Source organism: Rhizobium leguminosarum (assembly GCF_001679785.1).
Lineage (GTDB): Bacteria > Pseudomonadota > Alphaproteobacteria > Rhizobiales > Rhizobiaceae > Rhizobium > Rhizobium leguminosarum_R.
This window is the reverse complement of the sequence record NZ_CP016286.1, coordinates 3,931,875-3,947,028: the sequence shown is the minus strand read 5'-3', so window position 1 is coordinate 3,947,028 and position 15,154 is coordinate 3,931,875. Positions and strand designations below refer to the sequence as shown.

Here is a 15,154-nt window from a genome sequence, read left to right as displayed (position 1 = left end):
AAAAACAGGGGAACAGACCATGATGATGACCAAGCTCAACCGTAATTTCCGCCTGCTTTCCGCGGGAGCTGCGTTTTCACTGCTGATGATGGCCGCACCCTCGGCCTTTGCCGAGACGCCGAAGGATACGCTGGTCGAAGGTTTCGCCATCGACGATATCATCACGATGGATCCGGGCGAGGCTTTCGAGCTTTCGACCGCCGAAATCACCACCAACAGCTACAGCCTGCTCGTCCGTCTCGACATGGACGACACGTCCAAGGTGAAGGGCGATCTGGCCGAGAGCTGGAGCGTTTCCGATGACGGCCTTACCTATACGTTCAAGCTGAAGTCAGGCCTGAAATTCGCCTCCGGCAACCCAATCACCGCCGAAGATGTCGCCTGGTCGTTCGAGCGTGCCGTCAAGCTCGACAAGAGCCCGGCCTTCATCCTCACCCAATTCGGCCTGACCGGCGACAACGTCACGGAAAAGGCCAAGGCGGCCGATGCCGGCACCTTCGTCTTCACGGTCGACAAGGCCTATGCGCCGAGTTTCGTGCTCAATTGCCTGACGGCAACTGTCGCTTCCGTCGTCGACAAGAAGCTGGTGCTGGAGCATGTGAAGGCGGTGACGCCCGATGCCGACCACAAATACGACAATGATTTCGGCAATGAATGGCTGAAGACCGGCTATGCCGGCTCCGGCGCCTACAAGTTGCGCGAATGGCGCGCCAACGAAGTCGTCGTGCTGGAGCGCAACGACAATTATTATGGCGACAAGGCAAAGCTCAACCGCGTCATCTACCGCTACATGAAGGAAAGCGCTGCCCAGCGCCTGGCGCTCGAAGCCGGCGATATCGATATCGCCCGCAATCTTGAGCCGGGCGACATCGACGCCGTTTCGAAGAATCCCGATCTCGCGACAACGAGTGCGCCGAAGGGCACGATCTATTATGTCAGCCTGAACAACAAGAACGAGAATCTGAAGAAGCCGGAAGTCCAGGAAGCCTTCAAATATCTGGTCGACTACGATGCGATCGGCGCAACGCTGATCAAGGGGATCGGCGAGATCCACCAGACCTTCCTGCCGAAGGGCCAGCTCGGCGCGCTCGATGAGAATCCCTACAAGCTCGATGTCGCCAAGGCCAAGGAGCTGCTGGCCAAGGCCGGCGTACCCGACGGTTTCTCGATCACCATGGACGTGCGCAACAGTCAGCCGGTAACCGGTATCGCCGAATCCATGCAGCAGACGCTGGCGCAGGCCGGCGTGAAGATGGAAATCATCCCCGGCGACGGCAAGCAGACACTGACCAAATACCGCGCCCGCACCCACGACATGTATATCGGCCAGTGGGGCTCGGACTATTTCGATCCGCATTCCAATGCCGATACCTTTACCGGCAATCCCGACAATTCCGATGCCGGCACGGTGAAGACGCTCGCATGGCGCAACAGCTGGGAAGCGCCGGAGCTCGACAAGCAAGCCAAGGCAGCCCTTCTGGAACGCGATGCCGCCAAGCGCGCCGCCATATATCAGGACATCCAGAAGAAGTACCTGGCAAACAGCCCCTTCGTCTTCATCTTCCAGCAGACCGAGGTGGCCGGCTACCGCAAGAACCTGAAGGACTTCAAGCTGGGTCCGAGCTTCGACACCAATTTCGTCGGTCCGATCGCCAAGGAATAGTCCGGCAGGATTGGTCGCTTGAGCACCGTCGAAACAACGCAGGAAGCGCGGCCCCGAAAGGGCCGTGCTAGGGCCTTTGCAAAGGCGCTAGGGCGGTTTCTGTTTGCCGCCGTCACCACCTATCTCGGCCTTCTGGCCGTCACCTTCTTCATCGGCCGCGTCGTGCCGATCGATCCCGTGCTCGCCATTCTCGGCGACCGCGCGCCCAACCACGTCGTCGAGCGCGTACGCCAGGAAATGGGCTTCAACCTGCCGCTCTATCAGCAGTTTTTCATCTATATCAAAGGCATCCTGTCCGGCGATTTCGGCAATTCGGTGCTGACGACCAATCCTGTGATGGTCGATATCCGCCGTGTGCTGCCGGCAACAATCGAGCTCGCGACGCTCGGGACGCTCATCGGCGCCTTCGTCGGCGTACCGCTCGGCGTTCTCGCAGCGGTGCGCCGCGGCAGCATTGCCGACCAGGTGGTGCGCGTCGTCGGCCTGATCGGTTATTCGGTGCCGATCTTCTGGCTGGCGTTGATCTCGCTCGTCATCTTCTATGCGCGGCTGCGCTGGGTGGCTTTCCCCGGCCGCATCGACATCGTTTTTGAATATACCTTCACGCCGATCACCGGCCTTTACCTGCTAGACAGCGCCTGGCAAGGGCAATGGGACGTCTTCTACGATGTCTTCCGCCACATCATCCTGCCTGCCTCGCTGCTCGGCTATTTCTCGCTCGCCTATATCAGCCGCATGACGCGCAGCTTCATGCTGAACGAGCTTTCCCAGGAATATATCGTTGCCGCGCGCGCCAAGGGGCTTTCGGAAACGCGGGTGATCTGGGGCCACGCGCTGCGCAATGCCGCCGTGCCGCTGGTCACCGTGATTGCACTTTCCTATGCCGGCCTGCTCGAAGGATCGGTGCTGACGGAGACCGTTTTTTCCTGGCCGGGCATCGGGCTCTACATCACCAATTCGCTGCAGAACGCCGATATGAACGCCGTGCTCGGCGGCACGATCGTCATCGGTACTGTTTTCATCGGCATCAACCTTCTGTCCGATCTTCTCTACCGGACGCTCGACCCGAGGACGCGAAACCGATGACGGTTCCCGCCAACCCATCCCAGCCGATGAGCCGCCGTGAATGGCTGCTTTCCGACCGGCCGCAATCGCGCCTGCAGGCTCGCCTCGGCCGCACCTACGTCACCTGGCGGCAGTTCACGGCCAACAGGCTCGCCGTTGTCGGCCTGCTGATCATCGTGGCGCTGCTTTTTATCGCCGCCTTTGCCGATGTGCTCGCCACGCACAATCCCGTCGTCGGCGATCTTCGCAATGCCCGGCTGCTGCCGCCCGGCACGGGGGGATTCTGGCTCGGTTCGGATGACCAGGGCCGTGATATCTATTCGCGGCTGATCTATGGATCGCGATTGACGCTGCTCGTCGCCGTCATCTCGGCGCCGGTCGGGCTGATCGTCGGTACGGTCTCCGGTTATGCCGGAGGCTGGGTGGATGCGACGCTGATGCGCATCACCGATATCTTCCTCGCCTTTCCGAAGCTGGTGCTGGCGCTCGCCTTCGTCGCAGCCCTCGGCCCCGGCATTCAGAACGCGATCATCGCCATCGCCATCACCTCCTGGCCGCCCTATGCCCGCATCGCGCGCGCCGAGACGCTGACGGTCCGGCGTTCCGACTATATTTCGGCGGTGAAGCTGATGGGCGCCTCGCCTTTCCGCATTATCGTCCGCCACGTCATGCCGCTCTGCATCTCCTCGCTGATCGTGCGCGTGACGCTCGACATGGCGGGCATTATCCTGACGGCTGCCGGTCTCGGTTTCCTAGGCCTGGGGGCGCAGCCGCCGCTGCCGGAATGGGGGGCGATGATCGCCTCGGGACGGCGCTTCATCCTCGATCAATGGTGGGTCGCGGCGATGCCCGGTATCGCCATCCTCATCGTCAGCCTCGGCTTCAATCTCCTGGGCGACGGCCTGCGCGACGCGCTCGATCCGAAGGAGAGCGGCCAATGACGACACTTCTGACCGTGGACAAGCTCAAGGTCAGCTATGCCACGCGCACAGGCGTGATCGAGGCCGTGCGCGACGTCTCCTTCACCCTCGGCAAGGAAAGGCTCGGCATCGTCGGCGAATCCGGTTCCGGCAAGTCGCAGACCGGACGGGCAATCATGGGCCTGACGCCGAAACACGGCATCGTCACGGCCGACAGGCTTAATTTCAACGGCATCGATCTTATCAATGCCTCGGCCGGCGAAAGGCGCAGGCTGCGCGGCAAGCGCATCGCCATGATCCTGCAGGATCCGAAATATTCGCTCGATCCCGTCATGTCGATCGGGCGGCAGATCTGCGAAACGCTGCGCACGCATGAGAAGGTCGGCAAGACGGAGGCGCGCGAGCGCGCGCTCGCCATGCTGGAAGCGGTGCAGATCCGTGATGCGAAACGTGTCTTCGACCTGCACCCGCACGAGGTCTCGGGCGGCATGGGGCAACGCGCGATGATCGCCATGATGCTGATTGCCGGGCCGGAACTGCTGATTGCCGACGAGCCGACCTCGGCGCTTGACGTGACGGTGCAACTCGACGTGCTGAGGATCATGGACAGGCTGGTGTCCGAGCGCGGCATGGGGCTGATCTTCGTCTCCCACGATCTGAGGCTGGTCTCTTCCTTCTGCGATCGCGTCATCGTCATGTATGCCGGAAAGATCGTCGAGGAGCTGGCGGCGGCCGATCTCAAACATGCGCAGCATCCCTATACGCAGGGGCTGCTGAACTGCATGCCCGAGATCGGCGCAAACCGCCACCCGCTGCCGGTGCTCGACCGCAAGCCGGAGTGGGCGGCATGAGCGCAGCTCTCGAGATCGACGATCTCAGCGTCGTCTACGACCATTTTCATGCCTTGAAGAATGTCAGCATAACTGTCAAACGCGGCGAATCCTTTGGTCTCGTCGGCGAATCCGGCTCGGGAAAATCGACCTTGCTGCGGGCCGTTGCCGGACTTGCGCCGGTCAGCGGCGGCGCGATCAACATCGATGGCGAGCCGCTGAAAGGTTCGAAACGCAGCAAAGTCTTCTACCGGCGCGTGCAAATGGTCTTCCAGGACCCTTATGGTTCGCTGCATCCGCGCCAGACGATCGACCGGCTTCTGCTCGAACCGCTAGCAATCCACGGCATCGCCGACGGCGAGAAGCGCATCGCGCGCGCGCTTGACGAGGTCGGCCTCGGCAATGGTTTCCGTTTCCGCTACCCGAACCAGCTCTCCGGCGGCCAGCGCCAGCGCGTGGCGATCGCCCGGGCGCTGATCGTGGAACCGTCGATCCTGCTGCTTGACGAGCCGACATCGGCGCTCGACGCCTCGGTGCAGGCCGAGGTGCTGAACCTGCTGGAAGAGATCCGGCGCGACCGCAAGCTCACCTTCGTGATGGTCAGCCATGATCTCGGTGTCGTCACCCATATGTGTGAAAGGCTCGCCGTGATGCGCAACGGCGCCGTCGTCGAGCGGCTGAGCTCGCAGGAACTGGCGCAAGGCGCGGTTCACGAGGACTATACGAGAAATTTGATGATCGCGAGCAAGGGTTTCGTCAAAGCCTGAAAGTCAATCTTTTCAAACCGTTGAAAAGAAAAGACCGGCGGCGGTGTTAAGGATAATGCTTCCCTAAAAGACGACCATTCAGCTAGACTATTGACAGCTGCCTCGCTTCTGTCATGATCCCGTTAACGATTGTTAGCTTTCGTGATCGATGGAGGTTGATGCATGTTCTTTCTCGGTGGGATGACCATGGGTTACCTCGATCCTCCTGTTCGAGCCGATCGCCGGGAACAGATTTCGGCATCCATTCCTGCGGAAAAGGACCGTCGGCTGATCGAGACTTCCTCCAACCCGTCGCAGAACGAGAACGCCGTCGAGCGCTCGTTGATCTGGGCATGGCGCACGCTCTGCTAAAAGGGCTGGTTGAATTTTCTCTTCCGCTCGCTCTGGACGGAAATTTATCTCTACCTACTTGATAGAGAAGATAAGAATATAAGCGCGAGCCGCACAACCGGCCGCACGAGAACAACGGAGGCGACATATGGCAGATCTGGGTATTTCGCATGCTCACGTGAACCAATATGGTTCCGTACCGACCAAGAAGCCGCTCACCACGCGCCACAGGCTTCAGACGATGCTCCACGGCGCGATCTTCACTGCGGCGTTCCTGTTCGTCGTAGCCATGGTTTGCGGCGTCGTCGGGTAATCCGGCGGATGATTAAGCGTCGGCAGATGCCGGCGCTGCGGCGGTTTCTGCCTTTATTGAATTCCGGAACATTTAATTTGTCTCGGCATTCTCCTGACACTCGAATGTCAAAAGGAGAATGGTCACGAGAGACATTTTGTTATGGTGATCGGCATTCTGATCCCCATCGTTCTTCTGTACTTTTTTCACGCCATCCAAAACACGCCCGAGCGACCTTGATCTCGAGCGGAAGCGGCGTGGGCCACAACCGCCCAACCCGCCGCCAGACGCATGGTCAGGCGATCAGCGTCTTTCGTTTTTCTCGAATCGAAGAGCTCTTGCATTGCTGGAACCAGGTGCCGGCATTTTCGTCATTTCCGCCGCCCAGACAAGCTCGCCGGGCGGCGGCGCATGCCGCTTAACTTGAATTTTCCCGAGGGTGTCCAAATTTTCGACATGGCTTTCCCAGAGAGGGTATCGATGGTCTTGATCCCGTCGGGTCACGTCCTGAATAGGGCTTAGCCCGTTTGCATTGCTTGGCCCGAGTGTCGTTCACCCCCAGCTTCATCGATCTTTGAAGAATAGGGCTCCGTTCATGTAGCAGTCATGATAAGCAGTGCAAAAGGCTGAGCAAAACAGCCATAACTTTGTTTGGATCCAGAACCGAACCCATGTCTATTTCTCATCTTTCTCCGAGCCTTCCGCGCGAATCCGAGACGAAGCAGATCGATCACAATGGTTCGATCCGCTCGACCTATCTTTCGAACGAGGACATCAAGGCGATGGGCGATGCAGTCGCCCGCAACGGCGTCGACAAGCTGCCGGCTTTCGCCCCCTTCGATTTCTTCGCGCGTCATAAGGAAAACGAGAAGGAAATCCTGCGCGTCTACCGGACCACGGCGACCGACGTCGAGGCCGGCGAGACGATCACGCCGGCGGCAGAATGGCTGCTGGACAATCACTATATCGTCGAAGAGGCGATCCAGGAGGTGCGGCGCGACTTCCCCCGCCGCTTCTATCGCGAATTGCCGACCATGGTCGTCGGCGGCGTCGAAGTACCGCGGACCCTCGTGCTTGCCTGGCTCTATGTCGCCCATACCCACAGCACGATCTCGCAGGAAAGTCTGACGGCGCTGGTCGACGGCTTCCAGGCCAGCGAGACGCTCAGGATCGGTGAACTCTGGGCGCTACCCTCCCTCGTGCGCTACGTGCTCGTGGAAAATCTTCGTCGCATTTCGAGCCGTGTCGAAGCCAGCCGCCGCCTGCGTCGCCGCGCCAACGAGGCGGCCGACGAATTGGTGCGCCTTACCGATCCAGCCGCGGCGGCCGCCTATCTGAAGACGCTGGAACCGCTTGCTGAGGACAATACCTTCTCGACGCAGTTCCTCTATCGCCTGCGCGACGGCTCGCAGACGTCGAGCTTGGCGATCACTTGGCTCGACGAGCGGTTGGAACAGCTCGGCCGCAACACCGAAGAGGCGACGACGGCCGAACACAGCCGGCTCTCTTCCGGCAATGTGACGATGGGCAACATCATCCGCAGCCTTCGCGAGATCGACGATGCCGAATGGTCGGTCTGGGTCGAGCAGGTCAGCCATGTCGACAAGCTGCTCTGGGCGCATTCGGATTACGGCATCCTCGATTCCGGCTCGCGCAACAAATATCGCAAACAGATCGAGAAGCTGGCCAAGCGCTCGCCGCTGTCGGAAATGGAAATCGCCCAGTTGGCGCTCGACATGACCGATGCCGCCAAGGCCTCCGACGAGCCGCAGCCGCATGAACCGAATGTCGGCGGCTTCCTGTCGGGCGCACAGCGGCCGAAGCTCGAGGCGCGGGCGAATTATCGCCCGACGGTCACCCAGCATTTCGTGCGCGCCGTGCGCCGGTTCAACTGGCTGGCGATTGCCGTGCCCGTCATGCTGCTGACGGTCATCGCCATGGCGATCGTCGGCAAGTTCATGGCGAATGCCGGCATGGGTGCGGTCGAAATCGCCCTGCTGCTGATCATGTTCTCAGTGCCGGCGTCGGAGGGGGCGACAGGTCTCTTCAACACCTTGCTATCCTTCTTCGTGACGCCGGCGCGCCTCGTCGGCTACGAGTTCAAGGAAGGCATTCCGGAAGATGGGCGCACGCTGCTCGTCGTGCCCTGTCTGATCTCGAACCGTGACAGCGTCGACGATCACGTGCGCAATCTCGAGGTTCATTATCTCGCCAATCCGCGCGGCGAGATCTATTTCGCGATGCTCAGCGACTGGCCGGACAGCGACGTCGAGGAAACGCCTGCCGATCTCGAGGTTCTCGACTATGCGCGACGCGAGATCGCCAACCTCTCCGCCCGCTATGCTTATGATGGCAAGACGCGTTTCTATCTGTTGCATCGCCGCCGCCTCTACAATCCCTCGGAAGGCGTCTGGATGGGCTGGGAACGCAAGCGCGGCAAGCTGCACGAGCTGAACATGCTTCTGCGCGGCGACCGCGACACGACCTACCTGCCGGGCGCCAATACCGTGCCGGCCAACGTGCAATATGTCATGACGCTCGATGCCGATACGCGCCTGATGCGCGATGCCGTCACCAAGCTCGTCGGCAAGCTCTATCATCCGATCAACCGCCCGGTCATCAATCCGAAAACCGGCCGCGTCGAAAGCGGCTATGGCGTGCTGCAGCCGCGTGTCACGCCGTCGCTGACGACGGGCAAGGACGCGTCGGTCTTCCAGCGCGTCTTTTCGATCAACCGCGGGCTCGATCCTTACGTCTTCACCGTTTCCGACGTCTATCAGGATCTCGCCGGCGAGGGCACCTTCACCGGCAAGGGCCTTTACCATGTCGATGCCTTCGAAGCGTCGTTAAAGGGCCGGATCGACGAGAACTCCGTGCTCAGCCACGATCTTCTCGAAGGTTCGATGGCGCGTTGCGCGCTCGTCACCGATCTCGAACTGGTGGAGGATTTCCCGATCCGCTACGAGGTGGAAACCTCGCGCCAGCATCGCTGGGCACGCGGCGACTGGCAGCTTCTCCCCTACATGTTCAATCCGAAATACGGCGTCACGGCACTCGGCCGCTGGAAGATGTTCGACAATCTGCGCCGTTCGCTGACGCCGATCGCCTGGTTCTTCGCCTCCGTGCTCGGCTGGTATTTCATGGGGCCGCTCGGCGCGCTCATCTGGCAGATTCTGCTGATCTTCTGCCTCTTCGTCGCGCCGACGCTGTCGCTCATCAACGGCATCATCCCGCGCACCAGCGATATCATCGCCCGCGCTCATCTCTATACGGTCTGGTCCGATATCACGGCCGCCAATGCGCAGGTTGCGCTGCGCATCGTCTTCATCGCCGATTCGGCCTGCATGATGGCGGATGCGATCGGCCGTTCGCTCTACCGCCTGTTCGTCAGCCGCAAGCTGATGCTGCAGTGGCGGACCGCCGCCAGCGTTCAGGCCGGCGGCCAGGGCACGCTGATCTCCTATTACACGGCGATGTGGCATGCACCGGTGCTGGCGCTGCTGGCGCTCGGTTTCGCAGCCCTTCCCGGCGACAACGCCTTCCTCGTCGGCATTCCCTTCGCGCTGCTGTGGATCCTGTCGCCTGTTATCGCCTGGTATGTCAGCCAGTCGGCGGAGACCGAGGACCGGCTCGAGGTCGCCGATTCCGTGTCGAGTGAACTGCGCAAGATCGCCCGGCGCACCTGGCGTTATTTCGAGACCTTCACGACGGCCGAGCAGAACTATCTGCCGCCGGACAATGTCCAGGAAACGCCGCATGTGATCGTCGCCGCGCGCACCTCGCCGACCAATATCGGCGTCTATCTGCTGTCCGTCGTTTCCGGACGGCATTTCGGCTGGTTCTCCTTCGAGGAGACCCTCGAGCGGCTGGAGCAGACGATCGCGACGATCGATAGAATGGAGAAATTCCGCGGCCATCTCTTCAACTGGTATCACACCGATACGCTGCAGACGCTTGGGCCCCGTTACGTCTCGGCCGTCGACAGCGGCAATCTCGCCGGCCATCTGATCGCCATTTCGTCGGCCTGCCGCAACTGGGCCGAGGCGCCGTCCGCCCATATGCAGGGCAATCTCGACGGCGTCGGCGACACCGCCGGCATTCTCGGCGAAGTGCTGGCGGACCTGCCCGATGACCGCAAGACCGTGCGCCCGCTGCGCCGGCGCCTGGAGGAGCGTATCGTCGGCTTCCAGAACGCGCTTGCCGCCGTCAAGCGTGAGCATGAGTTCGCCTCGATCCGCATCATCAACCTCGCCGTTCTCGCGCGCGACATCGAGAAGCTCGCCGCTAACCTTGACCACGAGGTCAAGTCGAAGCAGAGCGAAGAGGTCACGTTGTGGGCGGCATCGCTGGTGAAGGTCTGCGAGGCGCATATTTCCGACAGCACCTTCGATCTTTCCAAGGTCGATGCGCTGAGGCCGCGCCTGGTGGCGCTGCGCGACAAGGCGCGCGATCTCGCCTTCTCGATGGATTTCGGCTTCCTGTTCCGGCCGGAGCGGCGTCTGCTGTCGATCGGCTATCGCGTCGAAAGCGGTGAACTCGACCAGGCCTGCTATGACCTTCTCGCCTCGGAATGCCGCCTGACCAGCCTCTTCGGCATCGCCAAGGGCGACCTGCCGACGGAACACTGGTACCGCCTTGGCCGCCAGGTCGTGCCTGTGGGGTCGCGCGGTGCGCTGGTTTCCTGGTCCGGCTCGATGTTCGAATATCTGATGCCGCCGCTCGTCATGCAGGAGCGCGGTGGGGGTATTCTCAACCAGACCAACAATCTGGTCGTCGTCGAACAGATGAATTACGCCCGCAAGCTCGGTATTCCCTGGGGCATTTCGGAAGCGGCCTTCAATGCCCGCGATCATAACCTCAATTATCAGTACACGAATTTCGGCGTGCCGACGCTCGGCCTGAAGCGCGGTCTCGGCCACAATGCCGTCATCGCGCCTTACGCCTCGCTGCTCGCCGCGCAGTACGACCCGCCGGGGGCGCTTGAAAACCTGCAGAGGCTGCGCAAGGTCGGTGCGCTCGGTAAGTTCGGCTTCCACGACGCCGTCGACTTCACGCCGACACGCGTGCCGGAAGGCAAGAAATGCGCGGTGGTCTACAATTATTATGCCCACCATCACGGCATGTCGATCGCGGCGGTCGCCAATGTCGCCTTCAACGGTCATCTGCGCGAACTCTTCCACGCCGATCCCGTCATCGAGGCAGCGGAGCTGCTGCTGCAGGAAAAGGCGCCGCGCGACATTCCCGTCATGAGCGGCAAGCATGAATCCGACACGCCTGCCAGCATTCAGGACGATCTCCTGCGGCCGGAGCTCCGGAAGATCAGCGATCCGGCTTCGCGCGACCGCGAACTCGTGTTCCTGTCGAACGGCCATTATTCGCTGATGCTGACGGCGACAGGCGCCGGTTATTCCCGCTGGAACGGCCTTGCCGTTTCGCGATGGAAAGCCGATCCGACCGAAGACCGCTGGGGCAGCTTCATCTTCCTGCGCGATACCGCCACCAACGAATGGTGGTCGACGACATCAGAGCCGAAGGGCGTCGAAGGCGAAAAGATCACGGTCGAATTCGCCGACGAGAAGGCGCAGTTCACCAAGACGGTCGGTGACCTCACAAGCGAGGTGGAGTGCATCATCGCGACCGAGCATGATGCCGAGGCCCGCCGCGTCACCCTGCTCAACATGGGCGCGGAAGACCGTTTCATCGAGGTCACCTCCTATCTCGAACCGGTGATAACCTCCGACGATACCGACAATGCGCATCCGGCATTCGCCCGCATGTTCGTCAAGACAGAGATCGGCAAGCGCGGCGACGTCATCCGCGCCGAACGCAACAAGCGCGATCCGAACGAGCCTAACATCAGCATCGCACATCTGATCGTCGACAATGCCGGCGACACCCGCCATACCGAATTCGAGACGGACCGGCGCAAGTTCATCGGCCGTGGCCGCAGTCTTGCCGATGCGGCCGCCTTCGATCCGGGTGCTACGCTTTCCGGCAGCGACGGCTTCATGCTCGATGCCGTCATGTCGCTGCGTCGCACCGTCCGCGTACCGGCCGGCAAGAAAGTCAGCGTGATCTTCTGGACGATCGCCGCGCCAAGCCGCGAGGAAGTCGACAAGGCGGTCAATCGCTACCGTCATCCCGACGCCTTCACCCACGAGCTCGTCCAGGCCTGGACACGCACGCAGGTGCAGATGCGCCATGTCGGCGTCACCTCGCAGCAGGCGGCGGCCTTCCAGCATCTCGGACGCTATCTCGTCTATCCCGACATGCAACTGCGCAAGGACGAGGCGACCGTCGAGGCCGGCCTGCAGTCGCAATCGGCGCTCTGGCCGCTGGCGATCTCCGGCGACTTCCCGATCTTCACGCTACGCATCAACGACGACATGGATCTCGACATCGCCCGTGAGGCGCTGCTGGCGCAGGAATATCTGCGCTCGCGCGGCGTCACCGCCGATCTCGTCATCATGAACGAACGCGCCTCTTCCTATGCGCAGGACATGCAGCATGCGCTCGACGCCATGTGCGAAAACGTGCGCCGCATGGGCCAGGCCGACGGATTGCGCCAGCATATCTTTGCGGTTCGCAAGGACTTGATGGAGGAAAGCACCTACCATGCGCTGATCGCGGCTTCCCGCGTCACGCTGCATACCAAGAACGGCAAGGTGGTCGACCAGATCAACCGCGCCGTGGCGCTGTTTGCACCCTCCAAGGAGGAGTTGCAGGAGATGGAACGGGCCGAGCGCAACAAAGCCCCCGTCAAGCGTATCGCGCCGGTGCCGCCAGCTGTCGTGCCAGCCGTCGTCATCGAGGAGGAAGGCGATCTCGACTTCTGGAACGGCATCGGCGGCTTTGCCCGCGACGGGCGCGAGTATGTCGTTCGGCTGCCCGGAGGCCACGCGACGCCGCAGCCCTGGATCAATGTCATCTCCAATGACAAGTTCGGCTTCCATGTGTCGGCCGAGGGCTCAGGCTTCACCTGGAGCGCCAATTCGCGCGACTATCAGCTGACCTCTTGGTCGAACGATGCCGTGGTCAACCGTTCGGGCGAGGCGTTCTATCTCACCGATCTGGACAGCGGTGCCGTCATGACGCCGTTCGCAGCGCTTTCCCGCCGCCCGGACATCCGTTTCGAAGCCCGCCACGGGCTCGGCTATTCCGTCTTCTCCAGCGTTCAGCACGATATCGCGCTCGAGTTGACGCAGACGATCGACCGCGAAAAGCCTGTGAAACTGCAGCGCCTGCGCCTGCGCAACACCGGTTCGGCCAGCCGCAAGCTGCGTCTCTACGGTTATGTCGAATGGGTCCTCGGCAGCAATCCGGCACGTACGGTGCCTTTCATCCTGTCGAGCCATGACGAGGAGACGGGGGCGCTGTTTGCCACCAATCCCTACAGCATCGATTTTTCCAACCGCACCGCCTACTTCGCGGCGAGCGAGACGCTTTCGAGCTTCTCGGCAAGCCGGCGCGAATTCATCGGCAAGGCGGGAACGATCCAGGCGCCGCAGGCCGTCACCTCCGCCGCTGCCCTTTCCGGTACGACCGATCTCGACGGTGATCCGGCCGCGGCTCTTGCGATCGACATCGAGCTCGGCGCCGGCGAGGAGCGCGACTTCACCTTCTTCCTCGGCGATACGCCGACAGAAGAAGAAGCGCGCGCCGTCATCGCCGATATCCGCAAGGCTTCGTTCGACGATGCCGTCGAGGCAAACCGCGCCTTCTGGCGGGACTTCACCGGCAGGCTGCAGATATCGACGCCGGATCGCGGAATGAACAATCTCGTCAACACCTGGCTGCCGTATCAGAGCCTCGGCTGCCGCATCATGGCTCGCACCGCCTTCTACCAGGCAAGCGGCGCCTTCGGTTTCCGCGACCAGTTGCAGGACACCCTGGCCTTCGTGCTGCACGAACCCTCGCTTGCCCGCCGGCAGATCCTGAATGCCGCTTCGCGGCAATTCCGCGAAGGCGATGTACAGCATTGGTGGCTACCGGGAACGGGTGCCGGCGTGCGCACGCTGATCTCCGACGACGTCGTCTGGCTCGCTTACGCGATCCATCACTATTGCAGCGTCACCGGCGACAAAAACGTGCTCGACGAGGAGATCGCCTTCCTGGAAGGGCCGGCCCTGCTCGAAGGCCAGCACGACTCGTTCTACAAGCCGGAGATTTCCGAGGATAAGGCGAGCGTCTACGAACACGCGGCGCTGGCGCTCGATCTCGCCATCGCCCGCAAGGGGACAAACGGCCTGCCGCTGTTCCTTGGCGGCGACTGGAACGACGGCATGAACCGCGTCGGCATCGGCGGGCGCGGCACCAGCGTCTGGCTCGGCTGGTTCCTGGCGGGCGCATTGCGCTCCTTCATTCCCTATGCCGAAGAGCGCGGCGACACGGTCCGTGCAGAGCGCTGGGCGGCGCACCTCGCCGAGCTGAAGAAGGCGCTCGAAACTGCGGCCTGGGATGGCGGCTACTATCGCCGCGGCACGTTCGACGACGGTACACTGCTCGGCTCCCTCGAAAGCCCGAATGCCAGATCGATTCGATCGCGCAGTCCTGGAGCGTTCTGTCCGGCGAGGGCGATCCGGCCCGCGCCGTCACGGCGATGGATGCCGTGCTCGATCAGCTGGTTGACGAGGATGCCCGCATCATCCGGCTGTTCACGCCGCCTTTCGCCAATTCCGCCAAGGATCCCGGCTATATCAAGGCCTATCCGCCGGGTGTGCGCGAAAACGGCGGGCAATATACCCATGCCGCGACCTGGGTGGTGATGGCGCTGGCGGAGCTGAAGCGGGGCGACGATGCCTTCCGCTGCTTCCAGATCCTCAACCCGGTCACCCATGCGCTCGACAAGGCTTCAGCGGAGCAATACCGCGTCGAACCCTATGTCGTGGCGGCCGACGTCTACGGACATGAGCCCTATACGTCGCGCGGCGGCTGGACCTGGTATACCGGGTCTGCCGGCTGGCTCTACCGCGCCGCCGTCGAGGGCATCCTCGGCATCCGGCTGAGGGACGGCCGGCTCTATGTGCGCCCGTCGCTCCCGTCGGAATGGGACGGTTTTGCGGCAGAGGTGGAGCAAGGCGGCGGCAAATACCGCATTTCGGTCTCAAAAGCGTCCAATGACAGCGGCTACACTCTGTCAATCAACGGCTGCGAAGTCACCGATCCCGAAGAGGGATATCCGCTCGGATAACAGCGTTCCCCACGCTGAAAACACGGCGATTCGCGACGGCCAAAAGGGAACCCTTTTGGCCGTCGTCGCGTTTGCAAATCGGATAATAAGGAGAGAC

7 protein-coding genes and 1 pseudogene are annotated in these 15,154 nt (G+C 61.9%); all 8 read left to right on the top strand.

The genetic code is table 11. The features are described 5' to 3' along the window. Nucleotides 1-19 precede the first annotated feature (19 nt). The 8 genes and pseudogenes from BA011_RS19260 to BA011_RS19230 all read left to right on the top strand — a co-directional run bounded on the left by BA011_RS19260 (nt 20) and on the right by BA011_RS19230 (nt 15,057). On the top strand, nt 20-1,663 hold the full coding sequence (locus BA011_RS19260; RefSeq protein WP_065281629.1) for an ABC transporter substrate-binding protein: 1,644 nt from the start codon (nt 20-22) through the stop codon (nt 1,661-1,663). A gap of 18 nt (nt 1,664-1,681) precedes the next feature. Further along, nucleotides 1,682-2,749 carry an ABC transporter permease gene (locus tag BA011_RS19255; protein ID WP_065281628.1) on the top strand — a complete coding sequence of 356 codons (1,068 nt, stop codon included), beginning with the start codon at nt 1,682-1,684 and terminating at the stop codon, nt 2,747-2,749. Further along, a complete protein-coding gene (locus tag BA011_RS19250; protein ID WP_065281627.1) occupies nt 2,746-3,669 on the top strand; it encodes an ABC transporter permease in 924 nt (307 codons plus the stop codon). The genes BA011_RS19255 and BA011_RS19250 overlap by 4 nt, the downstream gene beginning before the upstream one ends. Beyond that, entirely contained in the window at nt 3,666-4,499 is an 834-nt protein-coding gene (locus BA011_RS19245) for an ABC transporter ATP-binding protein (protein WP_065281626.1), read from the top strand. The genes BA011_RS19250 and BA011_RS19245 overlap by 4 nt, the downstream gene beginning before the upstream one ends. Further along, the gene (locus BA011_RS19240; protein WP_065281625.1) at nt 4,496-5,245 is read left to right on the top strand and encodes an ABC transporter ATP-binding protein; all 750 of its coding nucleotides are present in this window, start codon (nt 4,496-4,498) and stop codon (nt 5,243-5,245) included. The genes BA011_RS19245 and BA011_RS19240 overlap by 4 nt, the downstream gene beginning before the upstream one ends. Nucleotides 5,246-5,407: 162 nt before the next feature. Next, complete coding sequence (locus tag BA011_RS19235) at nt 5,408-5,596, top strand: hypothetical protein (RefSeq protein ID WP_020052143.1); 189 nt, start codon at nt 5,408-5,410, stop codon at nt 5,594-5,596. A gap of 127 nt (nt 5,597-5,723) precedes the next feature. Continuing rightward, nucleotides 5,724-5,888 carry a hypothetical protein gene (locus BA011_RS44370; RefSeq protein WP_003543858.1) on the top strand — a complete coding sequence of 55 codons (165 nt, stop codon included), beginning with the start codon at nt 5,724-5,726 and terminating at the stop codon, nt 5,886-5,888. Between the two features lie 650 nt (nt 5,889-6,538). After that, nucleotides 6,539-15,057, top strand: a pseudogene (locus BA011_RS19230) (GH36-type glycosyl hydrolase domain-containing protein). Nucleotides 15,058-15,154: the final 97 nt, after the last annotated feature.

Excerpts from the sequence above, each read along its gene's own strand:
- BA011_RS19235 (WP_020052143.1), top strand. The coding sequence starts at position 5,408 with ATGTTCTTTCTCGGTGGGATGACCATGGGTTACCTCGATCCTCCTGTT.
- BA011_RS44370 (WP_003543858.1), top strand. The coding sequence starts at position 5,724 with ATGGCAGATCTGGGTATTTCGCATGCTCACGTGAACCAATATGGTTCC.
- BA011_RS19260 (WP_065281629.1), top strand. The coding sequence starts at position 20 with ATGATGATGACCAAGCTCAACCGTAATTTCCGCCTGCTTTCCGCGGGA.
- BA011_RS19240 (WP_065281625.1), top strand. The coding sequence starts at position 4,496 with ATGAGCGCAGCTCTCGAGATCGACGATCTCAGCGTCGTCTACGACCAT.
- BA011_RS19250 (WP_065281627.1), top strand. The coding sequence starts at position 2,746 with ATGACGGTTCCCGCCAACCCATCCCAGCCGATGAGCCGCCGTGAATGG.
- BA011_RS19245 (WP_065281626.1), top strand. The coding sequence starts at position 3,666 with ATGACGACACTTCTGACCGTGGACAAGCTCAAGGTCAGCTATGCCACG.